A 14578-nucleotide genomic window follows, 5' to 3' on the forward strand; every position below is an offset into this window, starting at 1 on the left:
GCGCATGACTGATGTCCGTGACAACAAGGCCGGGAGCCGCTTCGAGCTCGACATCAACGGCCACGTCGCGTTTGCCAATTACCGGGCCACGCCGCAGGGGGTGATCATCACCCACACCGAGACCCCGCTACCGCTGCGAGGCCGCGGCATCGGTTCGCAGCTCGTGGAAGGTGCCCTCGCGCTGATCCGCGCCGACGGCCGCAAGGTCATCGCGGGCTGCAGCTTCGTCGCCGACTACCTCCGAGACCATCCGGAGAACCGGGACATCATGGCCTGATGGGCCGTGCAATTACCGGGCGAGACGATTGGAGCGCCTTGACGCAATGGCTACCTGGATGGATCAGCAATCCCCCGCCGAGCAAGCAACCAGACCCATGGGGAGAGGCAGATGTTCATCACAGCCATTCTCGACGTTCTCAAGCGCTACGTTCACTACCGCACGCAGCTCGCCTATCTCGACCAGCTCGACGAGCGCACGCTGCGCGACATCGGATTCAACCGCGACCAGCTGCATGCGGAGGCCTGGGAACGCGCCGGCTTCGTGCACGTCTGAGGCGCTGGCACAGCCTCACGCCAGACGCGATCCAAGACGACAAAGGCCCGCACGATGGCGGGCCTTTCGCTTCTTGTTCTTGCCGTGAGCGGCGCAAGCTCAGTGCTTGATCTCCGGCGGCAGTTTGCCGCCATTGGCGGCGAGCTTGCTCATCACCTGCTTGTGCAGCCACACGTTCATGCTGGCGGAGTCGTTGGTGTCGCCGCTATAGCCGAGCTCCTTGGCGAGCTCCTTGCGCGCAGCGAGGCTCGAATCGATATCGAGCGCCTTCATCAGGTCGACGATCGAGGTTCGCCACTCCAGCTTCTCGTGCTTGGCAGCCGCCGCCTTGTCGACGATCGCAGCCACATCGACATTTTGCGGCGCAGCAGCCGGGGCCGCCGTCGGGGACGCAGCCGCGCCGCCTGCCGGCGCGGCACCGCCCGCGGCGGGCGTGCTGCCGCCGGCCGGTGCCGCCTCGGCATGATGGCCGAAAATCGCGCCCATGATCTTTCCGAAAATGCTCATCAATGGCTCCCAATGGATGGTGATCGTAAGAAGAACTCGGCCGGCGGTGTTCCGTTGCGGAGACGCCCGTCGGAGCCGCTCCGCCACCGCCGTGGCCTGCCAAACGCGAACACGGCGATGAATGTGAAGCTTACCCAAGGCGGAATGACGGCGGAACGACTTTATTGGACCATGCTCCAGCTTCTGCGTGGGCGTCCCAGGCCAATGCACTGCGACATTCACAGTCCTCACCGAGGCGTGAGTAGGCGCAGCCTGTTTTGCCACTATCCTGATGACTTCCGTTCGCGAATGGCCGCCCCGAGGTTCGTCGCGTCTGGCCATCCGCGAATTTGTTCCAACGAGAAGCGCAGCCCGCCTGCGTGGTTGGGAAGCGCCCTGCGCAAGTTGAGGGAGCACACGACGATGGCTACCTACCACAGCAATGCTGCCTCCCACGTTCGGGCGGCAGACGAGGTCGCGGCTGAGCTGACGATTCGTACGATCGACATGTCGAGCCTGATGCGTGCGCTGCGGCTCGGCTGGGATGACTTCAAGGCAGTGCCGAGTCACGCCGTGATGCTATGCGCGATCTATCCCGTTCTCGGCCTGGTGCTGGCGCGCGCAGTGTTCGGCTATGCGGTGGTGCCGCTGTTGTTTCCGCTGGCGGCCGGCTTCGCCCTGCTCGGCCCGTTCGCCGCGCTCGGTCTCTATGAGCTCAGCAGCCGCCGAGACCGCGGCGAGGACACCAGTGCCTGGGATGCCCTGGAGGTGCTGCGGTCGCCGTCGTTCGGCTCGATGCTCGGACTGGGCACGCTGCTGTTCGCGCTGTTCGTCACCTGGGTCGCGACCGCGCAGGCGATCTACGTCGCAGTGTTCGGCTATGGCGGCGCGACCGGTGTCAGCGATTTCCTGCAGCGGGTCTTCACCACGCCGCAAGGCTGGTGGCTGATCGCGGTCGGCTGTGGCGCAGGCTTCCTGTTCGCGTTGCTGGCGCTGTGCCTCAGCATCGTGTCCTTCCCCTTGATGCTCGACCGTCACGCCGGCGCGCTCGAAGCGGTCGTCACCTCGCTCCGCGTGGCGGCCAAGAACCCAGTTCCGGTTGCGGCCTGGGGCCTCATCGTCGCAGTGCTTCTGGTGGCCGGCACGATCCCGTTCTTCCTCGGCCTCGCCGTCGTGATCCCGGTGCTCGGCCACGCCACCTGGCATCTCTACCGTGAGGCCATCGCGATCCATCCCGACGCCGCCCGGATCGTGCCGCCGGTCCCCCGCAGCTCCAAGCCCGCGGCCGATTTCCCGGCGAACCTGTTCCCATGGCGCTCGCGTGACCAGATGTGAGGACGCAGCGATGAGTCTTCACTGCCGCCGGCCTCCAGGCCGGCGGTCGCGTCGAGCGGCCGCGGAGTGTGGCGGCGCTCACGAAATCCGACGCCAATGTGATCGAAATGCCTTGCTGCTGCCGCGGTTACGCCCGACATGGAGCACGCCCAGCAACGCTTTTTGAATCCATTGCCGTCCAGGTGTTTCGATGATTGCTCGCGTTCTCGCCGTGTCCGCTCTTGCCTGTCTCGCTGCCCTTACCCCCCTGTCAGCGCCAGCGCACGCCGCGGTACCTTGCGGCAACGGCAATTTCGACGGCTGGCTCGCCGAGTTCAAGACCGAGGCTGCAGCCAAGGGCATCTCGCAAAACACGATCAATGCGGCGCTGACGGGCGTGACGCCGGACCAAAGCGTGCTGAACCGCGACCGCGGTCAGAAGGTGTTCAGCCAGACCTTCGAGGAGTTCTCCGGGCGCATGGTGCCGCCGCGCCTGACCCGCGGCTCCAACATGCTGAAGCAATACGGCTCGGTGCTGTCGCGGATCGAGCAGAGCTACGGCGTGCCCGGCGAGGTGCTGGTCGCGATCTGGGGCCTCGAGACCGATTTCGGCGTCAATGTCGGCAAGTTCCCGACCATCCGTGCGCTCGCGACCTTGGCCTATGACTGCCGCCGCGCCGAGCAGTTTCGCGGCGAGTTGCTGGATGCGCTGCGGATCGTCGACCGCGGCGATCTCCAGCCGGCCGAGATGCGCGGCGCCTGGGCCGGCGAGATCGGACAGACCCAGTTCATGCCGTCGTCCTGGATCAAATATGCCGTCGATTTCGACGGCAATGGCCGGCGCGACCTGATCCGCAGCGCGCCCGACGTTCTCGCCTCCACGGCGAACTATTTGAAGGGCTATGGCTGGCAGAAGGGCAAGGACTGGGAGCCCGGCGGCCCGAATTTTGCGGTCATCCAGCAGTGGAACAAGAGCGAGGTCTATGCGCGGACGATCGCGACCTTCGCGACGCAGCTGGCGCGGGCGCCATAGCCTGCCCGGAAAAAGGCCGATCGCGGTGACGCGATCGGCCCTTGGTTCAACGATGCGAACGACTGACGCGCTACTTGATCATCCCGGCCTGCATCGCCTTCGTCAGATGAACGCTGCAGGCGCCCATCTTGCCGCTCAGCAGCGCATCCTGGGCCGCCGCGATCTCTCGCTGTGCCGTGTATCTGGCATCGCCATCAGCCATCGCCTCGATCGCCGTCTCAGTCTTCTCCAGGTTGGCCCCGCTGCAGCCGGCGCCGTGCATCCGCGCCGCCTGAGCCGGACCGAACGCGGTCATCGCCGCGATGACGAGCGCGGCCCCCAACAGTTTGCTGTTCATTGTTTTTCCTCGCTGGTGCGACGGCGCAGGCATCATTGCCGGACGCCGCGACAATTTGTCGCACCACCGCGATATTCTCGCGAAATGAAATCACTGCGAGCCGCGCGTGATCGTGGACATCGGTTCACCGTCGCGACATCAAAGAGTGAATAAAAATTCACGCCGATCGACCCATGCACTTCGTCGGGGCTCGCGAGATGCTCAACGCCTAACGGCTTCACAGCCGTGGTGGCAGGCTATCGATCGGGCTTTTCAAACGAACGATTGAAAAACAGCATGATTACGGAGGTTTCCGACAGATCCGCCCCCTCTGATCCCCCTGCCCGATTCTTACCCAAGCGTTACCCAAGCTATGCGCCGGAGGTTTAGCTGCATCGCAACATCAGCGCTTCCGCATCGCAACAATCTCTTCTATGTTCATTTCAACGATGAGGTTCCAATGAAGAACTGAATCGTGAACTAAAGGAGATTTCTCATGTTGCTCTCGCTCATCCGCATGGTTCAGGCGTTCCGTGAGTATCAGCGCAACGTTGCCGAGCTGTCGCAGCTCAGCGATCGCGAACTCGCCGACATCGGTCTCGATCGCTCGGACATCCCGCGCGTTGCCGCCGGTCACTACAACGGCTGATCGGCCTTCTTCCGATATCTACCGGACATCGCCCGCCTCGCTGCGGGCGTTGCCGCATCTAGGCCTGGCGCAGCGAAACTCATGCGCCCGCTTTCTCGCGCCGAGCCTCATTGGCGCATTTGCAGCGCTCGGGAAAAGCGCTACCTGTCCCGCGCATGACAGGCTCCAAATCACCTTCGAATACCGTCCACGTTGTCGGTGCCGGCCTCGCCGGCTCTGAAGCCGCTTGGCAGCTCGCCGAGGCTGGAGTCGATGTGGTGCTGCACGAGATGCGGCCGGACCGCATGACCGAGGCGCACCGAACCGCCACCGCGGCCGAACTGGTGTGCTCGAACTCTTTCCGCTCCGACGATGCGGCCAACAACGCCGTCGGCCTGCTGCATGCCGAGATGCGCCGGCTGGGCTCGCTGATCATGCGCGCTGCCGACGCCAATCAGGTTCCGGCCGGTGGCGCATTGGCCGTCGACCGCGACGGCTTCTCGGCGGCCGTCGCAGCGGCTCTCGAAGGGCATCCACGCATCGCGCTGCGCCGCGGCGAAGTTACCGGCTTGCCGCCGGCGGAGTGGGATCGCGTCATTGTCGCCACCGGTCCCCTCACCTCGCAGCCGCTCGCCGAGGCCATCCGGGACCTGACCGACGAGACGGCACTTGCTTTCTTCGACGCCATTGCGCCGATCGTGCACAAGGACACGATCGACATGACCAAGGCGTGGTTCCAGTCGCGTTACGACAAGGTCGGTCCGGGCGGCACGGGTGCTGACTACATCAACTGTCCGATGACGAAGGAGCAGTACGACGCCTTCGTCGCGGCGCTGCTCGCCGGCGAGAAGACCGACTTCAAGGAGTGGGAGACCAACACGCCCTATTTCGACGGCTGCCTGCCGGTCGAAGTAATGGCCGAGCGCGGCCACGAGACGCTGCGTCACGGCCCGATGAAGCCGGTCGGCCTGACCAATCCGCACAATCCGACGGTCAAGCCCTACGCGATCGTGCAGCTGCGCCAGGACAACAAGCTCGGCACGCTCTACAACATGGTCGGATTCCAGACGAAGCTGAAATACGGCCCGCAGCAGCAGATCTTCCGCACCATTCCCGGGCTGGAGAACGCGGAGTTCGCGCGGCTCGGCGGCCTGCATCGCAACACCTTCCTCAACTCGCCGAAGCTGCTCGATGCGCAGCTCCGCCTGCGCGTCCAGCCACGGCTGCGCTTTGCCGGCCAGATGACGGGATGCGAGGGGTATGTGGAATCGGCGAGCATCGGCCTGATCGCCGGCCTCTACGCCGCCGCCGAGGTGCGTGGCGCCAATCTGCTGCCGCCACCACCAACCACGGCGCTCGGTGCCCTGCTCGGCCATATCACCGGCGGCCACATCGAGACGATCGACGGTGCGACGCGCTCGTTCCAGCCCATGAACATCAATTTCGGCCTGTTCCCGCCGCTGGCGACAACCCCGACCCGCAAGCCGGACGGCACGCGGCTGAAGGGCAACGAGAAGACAGTGGCGAAGAAGCAGGCGATGAGCGCCCGCGCGCTGGCCGATCTCGACCGCTGGATCGCCGAGCACCTGCCCGTCGCGGCCGCTGCGTGAGAGCCCCATGAGTTTGCCGAAGACTGATTTCGCCGTGCTGGCGGCGCGCTGGAGCGAAGGCGTTCTGCTCAAGCGCGACGTGTTCTCGACCGTCGAGCGCGGCCGCTTCAAGAGCGAGGCCGGTGACGTCGACGCCGTGCTGCGCCGGCTCGACGAGGTGCCGTGGTGGTCGTTCGTGCTGGCGCGGCATTTGTTCGCGCGCGAGCGCAAGGCGCTGATGCGCGCCAAGGGGCTCAACGCCGGCCCTGATCTGCTATGGGCTGGGGATCGCGCGCTGGTCCGCGGCTTCATCAATGGCGTGGCGCTGCATCTGGCCAAGCCGCACGGCAACGTCGCCTATTTCCGCTCGGCCAAGCGGATGATGCGCCGGCTGCATCGCGCCGGAATCACGCACAACGATCTCGCCAAGGAGCAGAATTGGCTCGTCGGTCACGACGGCCATTGCTACGTCACCGATTTTCAGTTGGCCGCCTGCTTCGAGAGCCGCAGCCGGCTGTTCCGGATCGCGGCCTATGAGGACCTGCGTCATCTGCTCAAGCATAAGCGGAGTTACGCGCCCGAGGCGCTGACGCCGAAGGAGCGCAAGATCCTGGCACGCAAATCGCTGTTCGCGCGCGTCTGGCTGATGACTGGCAAGAAGGTGTATCGCGCCGTCACGCGCGGCATCTTCAATTTCACCGACCGCGAGGGTGGCGGACGACGCCTGGTCAACGATGCGCCGGTGCTGATGGACATGATCCGGAAGAACCCGGCCGTGCGCGACGCGGCGATCGTTGCCTTCGCAGACCGCCGGACCGGCGTCGGGCTCTATGCGTTCGTCGAGGGAGAGCAGCCGACGCTTGAAACTCAGCTGCAAAACGAGCTTGCTTCAGCCAAGGGCCCGAAGCCGCCGGAGCATATCCAGGTCGTGCATGCCCTGCCGCGCGACGCCAGCGGCAGGCCACGCACTGAACTGTTGCAGCTGGTCGCGATGAACCAGATCGACCTGATCGAACCGATGCTCACGAGCGACAGCGATCGCGCTTTCCTCAAGGACATCCTGGACTCGCGCAAGAACCTGCGCGACCGGTTCAATTTCGAGGCGGACCTGAACCTGCCTTCGGCCTGAGCGGACGAGACTTCGCGGACCGACCATTGTATCCTTTGGTTGCAATGTCGTTTGTGAGGATTGGCAATGAACGTCGAAACCCGCGCGGCCACAACGTCTCTGTCGTCGAACATCGAGATCATCCCGACCGGCCGGCAACTCGGTGCCGAGATTCGACATGTCGATCTCAAGCATCTGGACGATGCGGGCTTCAGCTCCCTGCTCCGTGCCTTTCACACGCACTCCGTTTTGCTGGTGCGCGGCCAGGGTCTGACGGACCAGGACTTGATCGCCTTCAGCCGCCGCTTCGGTGATCTCGACTGGGCGCCGGTGCAGGAGAACGGGCGCCGCTTCGTCGACGGTCTACCCGAAATCTATATCGTCTCGAACGTGAAGGTGAATGGCGAGGCGATCGGCAGCCTCGGCGCGGGCGAAGCGGTGTGGCATACGGACATGTCGTATCTCGACACGCCGCCGATCGCGAGCGCGCTCTACGCGCTGGAAATTCCCCCCGTCGGCGGCAACACGTCGTTCTGCAGCATGTATGCCGTGTACGACGCGCTTCCTCCTGAACTGAAGCGCCGCGTCGCAGATCTGAAGATCAAGCACGACGGCACCTACAACAGCGGCGGCTTCGTCCGACAGGGCGTAACGCCGACCGATGATCCGCGCAGATCGCCGGGCGCGATCCATCCGCTGGTCTGCACGCATCCCGATTCCGGCCTGCGGATGCTTTATCTCGGCCGCCGGCGCAATGCCTATCTGGTCGGCCTCGAGCTCGCCGAGTCGGAAGCATTGCTCGACGCGTTGTGGGCCTATGTTGCCCGTCCGGAATTCTCCTGGGAGCATGTCTGGAAGGTCGGAGATCTCGTCATCTGGGACAATCGCTGCACCATGCATCGGCGCGATCCGTTCGATGATCATGCGCGGCGAATCATGCATCGGACCCAGATCAAGGGAACAGATCGCCCACACTGATTCGCTTGCGCGCGGTATCAGCACGATCAAGCGCCAGATTGCCTGCGAATGAGTTGCAGGTTGCTGGATATTTCCTCGCGCATCGCCTTGAAGCGTCCAACTTCCGACTCAGAGCGGCAGAGTGTGCCGACAATCGGCAGATCGTGCCGCGATCCTTCCGCGAATTGCCTCCGAGCCGAAACACCCCCGACAAATTACGATGGTTGATTTGCAGGCGCTGGTGAAACTTGGGAGATGACGCAAGTGAGTCTCAGAAGCAACGTTGCTCGAAGCGCCGAAAGCAGCCTCATCCAGGTCATCCCGACGGGAAAGACGCTCGGTGCCGAGGTCTGCAATGTCGATCTCGGATCCTTCGACGATTGGGCGTTCGCCTCGTTCATGCGCGCGCTGCTCAAGCATCAGGTCCTGCTGGTGCGCGGCCAGCGGCTTGGTGAACGTGACATCGCGGCCTTCAGCCGTCGCTTCGGTCACGCGGATCTATTTTACACCTCCCCCGGGGGCTTGCTGGGCGACAGACTGTCATTCTGCAGCCTCTACGCCGCTTATGACGCACTCTCACCGGCGCTGCGCAGCCGCGTCGCTCATCTGAAGGTTCGTCATCTCGCGACCGACACCGCCGATGATGGCCGTCGCACCGTCATCGCAGGCCCGGTGCATCCGCTGGTCGGCAATCATATCGATACCGGCCGCTCGATGCTCGCGCTGGGGCAGCGTCGCCATTCCTACGTCGTCGGCCTCGAGCAGGACGAATCAGACGCGCTGCTCGACGATCTCTGGCAGCTTGCCGAACGGCCCGAGTTCAGTTGGACCCACACCTGCCGGCCGGGTGATCTCGTCGTCTGGGACACCCGCTGCACGATCCACCGGCACGAGCCGCCGGACATGCCGAGACTCCTGCACAGCCCGCCGCTCTGGAGCACGATGCCCTCGGCCTGAGCCCGCGACGGGTCAGCGCGCGCGAAAACTCGTCGTCCCCGCAGCCCGCCACAGCGTCCACAGCGTCGCGAGGCGCGAGCGGGAGCGCGGCTGAAACGGATCGTCGCGGGGTCCGGCCCGCGCGAGGTCGCGCCGGACCAGCGCGAGCGGCAGCAGAACCGGCCGCACGGCCGGTGGCGCCTGACGCGCCAGCTCGAGGGTGTGATCGAGATGCTGCCGGGCCTGCCCGCGCAGATCCATGATCACCTCCTGGATCGCCGGCGACGCCTTGCCGGAGAACATCTCCTCCTGGCCGACGCCATGCTGCACGAGAAGATCGAGCGGGACATAGAGCTGCCGGTGGGCCGCATCGCGCGGCAGCGCCGCGATCACCTGGAGCAACCCTTGCGCGATGCCGGCATGGTGCGCGAGATGATCGGCGTCCGCAAACGGCGGCGCAATGATCTGCGCGGCCAGCGCGAACAGCGCGCCACGCGTGTCGCCGAGATAGCCGTCCAGCGCCGCCATCGTCGGCATCGGATCGTTGTAGAGATCGAATTGATGCTCATCGACCAGGCGCGTCAGCCGCTCGACCGGAAGCGCGAAGCGCTGCACGGTGAGCAGCAATTCGGCCGCAACGGGATTTCCCTCCGCGCCGCCATGTTCGTGACCCGTCAGCGTGTCGTGCCACCACTGCAGGCGGACTTCGCCCGGCAGCGGCTGCGACACGAGATCTCGAATGCGGCTGACTTCGACGTTGAATGCGTACAGCGACAACAGCGCACGCCGGGGCTCGGGCGACATGAACAGCGTCGAGGCGTAGCGGTCGAAATCGTGCTCGCGGACAAGGCCTGCACAGAACGCGGCGTCGCTGTTGGCGGTCGTCTCGCTCATGGGACGGCGATGAGCGCTGCCGCAACCCGGCGCCGCTCGCCGATCATGACGTTGTAGGTGCGAATCGCGGGGCCGGTCTGCATCGCATCGAGCACGACGTTCACGCCACGCAGGGCCGCGCGCAGCGGTGCCGGCGCGATCCAGACTTCGTTTCCGGTGCCGATGATGAGCGTGTCGATCCTGTTCGCCGCATCAAAAACGCGCTGCAACGAATAGCGGTCGATCTGGTCGGGCTGGATGACGTCCCAGGCCCAGATCGAGTCGGGCAGGCACAGCAGCGAGCCGCGATGCGACATGCCGGCAAAGGCGAAGCCGCCTTTGCCATAACCGTCGATCGGCGCGGACCGCGGGAAATGCGGGGCGTCAGTTGCCATGCGAGACCAACATCTCAACCCCGATCCGGGTCCAACGGCTGATCAGGGCTTCTTCTTCGGCTCGTCGACCTGATCACCCCGAACGGTTCCGACGCCGAGATAGATCAGGATCGGCGCGGCGATGAAGATCGAGGTGTAGGTGCCGACCAGCACCACGCCGAACATCATCACCGCGGTGAAGCTGTGGATCGCCGGGCCGCCGAACAAGAGCAATGCCAGCAGCGCCAGGGTCACCGTGACGTGCGTGATGATCGAGCGCGACAAGGTCGAGTTGATCGATTCGTTGAGCAGCTGCGGCATCGGCATCTTCTTGTAGCGCCGCAGCATCTCGCGGATACGGTCGTAGATGACGACGGTGTCGTTGAGCGAATAGCCGAGAATGGTCAGCAGCGCCGCGATGCTGGTGAGGTCGAAATCGACCTGGCTGATCGACATGAAGCCGATCGTCAGCACGATGTCGTGGACGTTGGCGATCATGGCACCGAGCGCGAACTGCCATTCGAACCGGAACCAGAGATAGATCAGGATCGAGATGATCGCGAGCATCAGGCCGAGCATGCCGACGGCCAGGAACTCGCCGGAAACGCGCGGCCCCACCACCTCGACCCGGCGATACTCTACGGAATCGCCGATCGCCGCCTTCACCTTGTTCGCGGCCTCCTGCTGCGCGGCGTCGCCGCCCGGCTGTTCGGCAATTCGGATCAGAACCGATGCATCGGCCGCAGTGCCGAACTGCTGCAGCTGCACCTCGCCCAGACCGAGGGTCGCCAGCGTCGCGCGCATCCCCGCAATGTCGGCGGTGCCGGACTTGGCCCGCACCTCGAGCAAGGTGCCGCCGCGGAAATCGATGCCGAGGTTCAAGCCATGGGTGAAGAACAGCACGATCGCGAGGATCGACAGCGCCGCAGAAATCGGAAAGCTGATGCGGCGGAACTGTGTGAAATCGAAATGCGTGTCGTCGGGAACGATGCGCAGCGACGGCAGCAGGCCGAGCGCGCTGACCACCGTCAGCACCGCGATCAGGATGCCAAGCCCGATGAGAACCCAGTGTGTCACAGTAGCTCCTAGATTGGCACGCTTTGCGGCCGCTTCCACCGCACCCACCCCGCGACGATCAGACGGGTGAGCGTGAAGGCGGTGAAGACCGTGGTGAGGATGCCGATGCCCAAGGTCACGGCGAAGCCGCGCACGGGGCCGGTGCCGATATAGAACAGCACGGCGGCGGCGATGAAGGTGGTGATGTTGGAGTCGAGAATGGTCGCCAATGCGCGCTTGAAGCCGGCGTCGATCGCCGAGATCGCATTGCGGCCGCCGCGCAGCTCCTCGCGGATGCGCTCATAGATCAGCACGTTGGAGTCCACGGCGATGCCGACCGTCAGCACGATGCCGGCGATGCCCGGCAAGGTCAGCGTGGCATTGAGCAGCGACAGCACGCCGAAGATCATCGCGACGTTCACCACCACGGCGATGTTGGCGAACACGCCGAACAGCCGGTAGGTCAGCAGCATGAACACGATGACGAGGATCGAGCCGACATAGGAGGCGAGCTCGCCCTTGGCGATCGAGTCCGCGCCGAGGCCCGGACCGACGGTGCGCTCCTCGATGACCGTCAGCGGCGCGGGCAGCGCGCCGGCGCGCAGCAGGATCGCGAGCTCGTTGGCGGACTGCACGGTGAAATTGCCGGAGATCTGGCCCGAGCCGCCAGTGATCGGCTCGCGGATGACCGGCGCCGAGATCACCTTGTTGTCGAGGACGATGGCGAACGGCTGCCCGACATTCTCGGTGGTGGCTTGCGCAAACTTGCGCGAGCCGGCCGAGTTGAAGCGGAAGGTGACGATCGGCTCGTTGGTGCGCTGGTCGAAGCCGGTCTGCGCATCGGAGAGATCACCGCCGGAGACAAGCACCTGCTTCTTCACGACATAGGGCTGGTTGGGTGGCGATGCGCTCTGGAGCACCTCGGAATCCGGCGGCACCCGCCCCTGCACCGCCTGATCCGCCGGCACCGAGGTGTCGACCATCCGGAATTCCATCTTGGCCGTGCGCCCGAGCAGGTTCTTGAGCTGCGTCGGATCCTGCAAGCCCGGCACCTGCACCAGGATGCGATCGTTGCCCTGGCGCTGGATCACGGGCTCGACGGTGCCGAGCTCGTTGACGCGGCGCTCGACGATCTGCATCGACTGCTCGATGGTCTGGCGGATGCGTTCGGTGATGGCCGCCGGCGGGATCGTCAGCCGGACCAGTCCGCCGCCGGCATCGCTGACTTCGAGGCTGCGCTGGCCGCTGGAGCCGAGCAGCCCGCCGAGCGGCTGCGAGAGATCGCGCAGCTTGGAGATCGCAGTTCCCGTGTCGCTTTCCTTGGTGATCCGGACCTCGACCCCATCACCCCGGCTCACCAATCCGGTGTAGCCGATCTTGGCATCGCGCAGCGTACGCCGAACGTCGTCGCGCACGGCATCGAGCCGCTCCTTCTTGATGTAGTTGGAGTCGACCTCGAGCAGCAGATAGGAGCCGCCCTGCAGATCGAGGCCGAGCACCAGCCGGCGCTGCGCCCAGGCCGGCCAGGTCTTGACCGTCGCTTCGGAGAAGAAGTTGGGCACCGCGCACAGGCACACGACGAGCGCCGTGAGAATGATGCCCAGCGCCTTCCACCGCGTGAAATACAACATGGAGGTTGTCCGTAAGGGCCGTAGCCGGCCCGGAAAATCAGAACATCACAAAGAGCGAAGACCGGCGTTCGACCGGCCAGGCCGGCGATCAGCTCGCGGCTTTCTCGTCCTTCTTGTCGTCCTTTGCGTCTGCCTTCGCGGGCTCGCCCTTGGTGCGGACGCCCGTGATCATCTGGCGCATCTGGCGCACGCGCACGCCGTCGGCGATCTCGAACTCGACCTGGTCGTCGTCGACGACCTTGGTCACCTTGCCGACCAGGCCGCCCTGGGTCACGATGGTGTCGCCGCGGCGGACGTTCTTGACGAGATCGGCGTGCTCTTTGACCTTCTTCTGCTGCGGCCGCAGGATCAGGAAATACATGATCACGAAGATCAGCGCGAACGGCAGCAGCGACATCAGCATGCTGTTGGTGTCGCCAGCGCCGGCGGCCTGGGCATAGGCAGGGGTGATCAGCATGTGGTCGATCCTCGTGGGCAGCGCCCGGTGAGACGGGAATAGCCGGCGAACCACGCTTGTCTCGGCGCGGGCCGGCCTCTTGCGAATTTCGCGCGGAATATAGCGGCAGCAGTCCCAATAGCAAGGCGCCCCGCCCCTTCATTTCGCCCCGCTTGCGGCAGCCGGCGAGGCCCGATATGGCTGCCCCATCAGGAACTTGCAGCATGTCGAAAAAACCAGCCAAAGCCTCGTCCCGCGCCTCCGCCAAAAACGCCCTCAGACCGCTCGCCAAAGGCCCCCGGCCTGCAGCGCAAAAGCCACCAAAGATCGCGGCAAAACGTCCCGCCGGCCCCCCCTCCGATGATACGGCTGACCGGATTGCCCGTGCGCTGGAAGCAATTGCCGCGCATCTGGCAACAACCCATGCGGGTGCCACGCCCGCGCTGGACCTCAACGCGGCCGACGCCTTCGTCTGGCATCCGAACGGCCGGCTCTCGACGGTGCCGCGCGTCAGCCGTGTCGAGATCGACCTGCTCAAGGGCATCGACCGGATGCGCGACATCCTGATCGAGAACACCGAGCGCTTTGCCAACGGCCTGCCGGCCAACAACGCCTTGTTGTGGGGCGCGCGCGGCATGGGCAAATCATCGCTGGTGAAGGCCGCCCATGCCAGCATCAACGTCACGCGCAAGCCGGCCGACCGGCTGAAACTGATCGAGATTCACCGCGAGGACATCGAGAGCCTGCCGGCGCTGATGGACATCCTGCGTGCCGCGCCGTTCCACTTCATCGTGTTCTGCGACGACCTGTCGTTCGACGGCAATGATGCGTCCTACAAATCGCTGAAAGCCGTGCTCGAAGGCGGCATCGAGGGACGCCCGGAGAACGTCATTCTCTACGCCACCTCGAACCGGCGCCATCTGTTGGCCCGCGACATGATCGAGAACGAGCGCTCCACCGCGATCAATCCGGGTGAAGCGGTCGAGGAAAAGGTCTCACTGTCCGACCGTTTCGGCCTATGGCTCGGCTTCCACCGGTGCAGCCAGGACGAATATCTCGCGATGGTCAAAGGCTATTGCAGCCATTTCGACATTGCAGTCGCCGAGGATCAGTTGGAGCGCGAGGCGCTGGAATGGGCCACGACGCGCGGCTCGCGCTCGGGCCGCGTCGCGTGGCAGTTCACGCAAGATCTGGCGGGCCGCCTCGGCGTGCGGCTGACAACGCAAAAAGCCGCGCAGTAATCTGCGCGGCCCTGTGTCGTCCACGATTGCGTGAGGTCAAACGACCG

Annotated in this window: 17 protein-coding genes; 10 read left to right on the plus strand and 7 right to left on the minus strand. The window is 64.8% G+C overall.

What is annotated here, in order from left to right; translation table 11 throughout:
* Positions 1-4 precede the first annotated feature (4 nt).
* Entirely contained in the window at positions 5-277 is a 273-nt protein-coding gene (locus QW863_RS03500) for a GNAT family N-acetyltransferase (RefSeq protein WP_315711742.1), read from the plus strand.
* Between the two features lie 111 nt (positions 278-388).
* Positions 389-553: a DUF1127 domain-containing protein gene (locus QW863_RS03505; protein ID WP_315711741.1), complete on the plus strand. Its 165-nt coding sequence runs from the start codon at positions 389-391 to the stop codon at positions 551-553.
* 99 nt (positions 554-652) lie between these two features.
* On the opposite strand, the gene QW863_RS03510 is transcribed toward QW863_RS03505, so the two are convergent.
* The gene (locus tag QW863_RS03510; RefSeq protein WP_315711740.1) at positions 653-1060 is read right to left on the minus strand and encodes a DUF3597 domain-containing protein; all 408 of its coding nucleotides are present in this window, start codon (positions 1058-1060) and stop codon (positions 653-655) included.
* A gap of 402 nt (positions 1061-1462) precedes the next feature.
* Between QW863_RS03510 and QW863_RS03515 the strand changes: the two genes are divergently transcribed.
* A complete protein-coding gene (locus QW863_RS03515) occupies positions 1463-2374 on the plus strand; it encodes a DUF2189 domain-containing protein (protein ID WP_315711738.1) in 912 nt (303 codons plus the stop codon).
* A gap of 190 nt (positions 2375-2564) precedes the next feature.
* Complete coding sequence (locus QW863_RS03520; protein ID WP_315711736.1) at positions 2565-3386, plus strand: lytic murein transglycosylase; 822 nt, start codon at positions 2565-2567, stop codon at positions 3384-3386.
* Positions 3387-3456: 70 nt separating this feature from the next.
* Here the strand turns inward: QW863_RS03520 and QW863_RS03525 are convergent, their stop codons facing one another.
* Positions 3457-3723, minus strand: a complete 267-nt coding sequence (locus tag QW863_RS03525) for a hypothetical protein (protein ID WP_315712608.1) — start codon at positions 3721-3723, stop codon at positions 3457-3459.
* Between the two features lie 475 nt (positions 3724-4198).
* Between QW863_RS03525 and QW863_RS03530 the strand changes: the two genes are divergently transcribed.
* The 5 genes from QW863_RS03530 to QW863_RS03550 all read left to right on the plus strand — a co-directional run bounded on the left by QW863_RS03530 (position 4199) and on the right by QW863_RS03550 (position 8941).
* Positions 4199-4351, plus strand: coding sequence for a DUF1127 domain-containing protein (locus QW863_RS03530; protein ID WP_006614327.1), 153 nt, complete (start codon positions 4199-4201; stop codon positions 4349-4351).
* Between the two features lie 155 nt (positions 4352-4506).
* Positions 4507-5940, plus strand: a complete 1434-nt coding sequence (gene trmFO / locus QW863_RS03535) for a methylenetetrahydrofolate--tRNA-(uracil(54)-C(5))-methyltransferase (FADH(2)-oxidizing) TrmFO (RefSeq protein WP_315711734.1) — start codon at positions 4507-4509, stop codon at positions 5938-5940.
* 7 nt (positions 5941-5947) lie between these two features.
* Positions 5948-7048 (plus strand): serine/threonine protein kinase, encoded by a 1101-nt coding sequence (locus tag QW863_RS03540; RefSeq protein ID WP_315711732.1) that lies wholly within the window; start codon positions 5948-5950, stop codon positions 7046-7048.
* Between the two features lie 66 nt (positions 7049-7114).
* Positions 7115-8005 carry a TauD/TfdA family dioxygenase gene (locus QW863_RS03545; protein ID WP_315711731.1) on the plus strand — a complete coding sequence of 297 codons (891 nt, stop codon included), beginning with the start codon at positions 7115-7117 and terminating at the stop codon, positions 8003-8005.
* Between the two features lie 243 nt (positions 8006-8248).
* Positions 8249-8941 carry a TauD/TfdA family dioxygenase gene (locus QW863_RS03550; protein ID WP_315711730.1) on the plus strand — a complete coding sequence of 231 codons (693 nt, stop codon included), beginning with the start codon at positions 8249-8251 and terminating at the stop codon, positions 8939-8941.
* Between the two features lie 12 nt (positions 8942-8953).
* On the opposite strand, the gene QW863_RS03555 is transcribed toward QW863_RS03550, so the two are convergent.
* From QW863_RS03555 to yajC, 5 genes are all read right to left on the minus strand, one after another.
* Positions 8954-9814, minus strand: coding sequence for a phytoene/squalene synthase family protein (locus QW863_RS03555; RefSeq protein ID WP_315711729.1), 861 nt, complete (start codon positions 9812-9814; stop codon positions 8954-8956).
* Entirely contained in the window at positions 9811-10188 is a 378-nt protein-coding gene (locus tag QW863_RS03560) for an Mth938-like domain-containing protein (RefSeq protein WP_315711727.1), read from the minus strand. The genes QW863_RS03555 and QW863_RS03560 overlap by 4 nt, the downstream gene beginning before the upstream one ends.
* Positions 10189-10230: 42 nt before the next feature.
* On the minus strand, positions 10231-11244 hold the full coding sequence (gene secF / locus QW863_RS03565) for a protein translocase subunit SecF (protein ID WP_315711726.1): 1014 nt from the start codon (positions 11242-11244) through the stop codon (positions 10231-10233).
* An 8-nt stretch (positions 11245-11252) separates the two neighbouring features.
* Positions 11253-12854, minus strand: a complete 1602-nt coding sequence (secD, locus tag QW863_RS03570) for a protein translocase subunit SecD (protein ID WP_315711724.1) — start codon at positions 12852-12854, stop codon at positions 11253-11255.
* Positions 12855-12942: 88 nt separating this feature from the next.
* Entirely contained in the window at positions 12943-13311 is a 369-nt protein-coding gene (yajC, locus tag QW863_RS03575; protein ID WP_006614336.1) for a preprotein translocase subunit YajC, read from the minus strand.
* Between the two features lie 203 nt (positions 13312-13514).
* Between yajC and QW863_RS03580 the strand changes: the two genes are divergently transcribed.
* Positions 13515-14531 carry an ATP-binding protein gene (locus QW863_RS03580; protein WP_315711723.1) on the plus strand — a complete coding sequence of 339 codons (1017 nt, stop codon included), beginning with the start codon at positions 13515-13517 and terminating at the stop codon, positions 14529-14531.
* Positions 14532-14578: the final 47 nt, after the last annotated feature.

Source organism: Bradyrhizobium sp. SZCCHNR1017, from assembly GCF_032381375.1.
Taxonomy (GTDB): domain Bacteria; phylum Pseudomonadota; class Alphaproteobacteria; order Rhizobiales; family Xanthobacteraceae; genus Bradyrhizobium.